Genomic DNA, 1,127 nt, shown 5'->3' on the forward strand with positions numbered 1-1,127 from the left:
TCGTCGGCGCTGGTCCTGCTGGTATCTATGCGGCGGACATTCTGTCGAAGACGGATGTCGAGGTGAGTATCGATCTGTTCGAGCGGTTGCCTGCGCCTTTTGGTCTGGTGCGGTATGGGGTGGCGCCGGATCATCCGCGGATCAAGGCGATCATCGTGGCGTTGCACAAGGTGTTGGCGCGTGGTGATGTGCGGTTGTTGGCGAACGTGGATTATGGGGTGGATCTGAAGCTGGACGATCTGCGGCAGTTCTATGACGCGGTGATCTTCTCGACGGGTTCGATCCGGGATGCGGCGTTGGCGATCGAGGGGATCGATCTGCCGGGGTCGTTCGGTGCTGCCGATTTCGTGTCGTGGTACGACGGGCACCCGGACGTGCCGCGGGAGTGGCCGTTGGAGGCGCGGGAGGTCGCGGTGCTGGGGGCGGGGAACGTGGCGTTGGACGTGGCGCGGATCTTGGCCAAGCACGCGGATGATCTGTTGCCCACGGAGATCCCGGACAACGTGTATGCGGGGTTGAAGGCGTCGCCGGTGACGGATGTGCACGTGTTCGCGCGGCGTGGTCCGGCGCAGGCGAAGTTCTCGCCGTTGGAGCTGCGTGAGCTGGGTCATGTGCCGGACGTGGACGTGATCGTGTATCCGGAGGACTTCGAGTTCGACGAGGGGTCGATGGCGGCGATCAATTCGTCGAACCAGACGAAGCAGGTCGTCAAGACGTTGACGGACTGGACGTTGAAGGATCCGTCGCAGTTCACGGCTTCGCGGCGGTTGCACCTGCATTTCTTGAAGGCTCCGGTCGCGGTGCTGGGGCGGGAGAAGGTCGAGGGGTTGCGTACCGAGCGCACGGTCTTGAACGGGGACGGGACGGTCAGTGGGACGGGGGAGTTCCAGGACTGGCCGGTGCAGGCGGTGTATCGGGCGGTGGGGTATTTCGGGTCGCCGCTGCCCGAGGTCCCGTTCGACGAGCTCAAGGGTGTCATTCCCAACCGTGAGGGTCGGGTGATCGACATCGATGGTGAGCAGGTCCCGGGGGTCTATGCCACGGGGTGGATCAAGCGTGGGCCGGTCGGATTGATCGGGCACACCAAGTCCGACGCCTCCGAGACCGTCCGCCACCTCGTCGAGGAC

The 1,127-nt window shown here is 64.3% G+C and carries 1 protein-coding gene; it reads left to right on the forward strand.

The features are described from left to right. Positions 1-1,127 (forward strand): FAD-dependent oxidoreductase (locus H9641_RS19785; protein ID WP_191806119.1); only part of this gene is annotated, 1,127 nt, incomplete at both ends.

The organism is Oerskovia merdavium, assembly GCF_014836755.1.
GTDB classification, from domain to species: domain Bacteria; phylum Actinomycetota; class Actinomycetes; order Actinomycetales; family Cellulomonadaceae; genus Oerskovia; species Oerskovia merdavium.